Genomic DNA, 406 nt, shown 5'->3' on the forward strand with positions numbered 1-406 from the left:
GATCAAGGGAAACTGCCATGTTTCCCTTGATAACTGACAACGTGGCGGCCTTCTTTTGAAAGATGCCTCGGCAGATTCAAAGTGACTTAGTAAACACCCCCTTTTTCGCGCATTGCGACCTATCGCACTGCCTAGAATCGTCAGCGCCGGAATTCCCCGGCATCACTTTTCTCCTAAGGAAATATTGATGAGCCAACTCAGACTCGGTGGACTCGATGCGATTCGCAGTGCACAGGCATCGTCGTCACTCAGGCGCACGCAGGCCGCGGAAACGGCCAGTGCGAATGCGGGTGCCGTGGATCGTTTCAAGGCACGGGGCATGGCCCTGAAGTTGGTGGACATGGTCGACGCGTTCAAGACAGAGCAGCTCAAGGCCACCGACCTCAACAGCGATAACGTGGTATCC

Annotated in this window: 1 protein-coding gene; it reads left to right on the forward strand. The window is 55.2% G+C overall.

Going from position 1 to position 406, the window contains the following annotated elements:
- Positions 1–184 precede the first annotated feature (184 nt).
- The coding region (locus AB4Z50_RS36165; protein WP_441887330.1) for a hypothetical protein at positions 185–406 on the forward strand (222 nt) is incomplete at its 3' end.

Source organism: Paenibacillus sp. 2TAB26 (genome assembly GCF_052115145.1).
In the GTDB taxonomy this organism is placed as follows: Bacteria; Bacillota; Bacilli; order Paenibacillales; family Paenibacillaceae; genus Pristimantibacillus.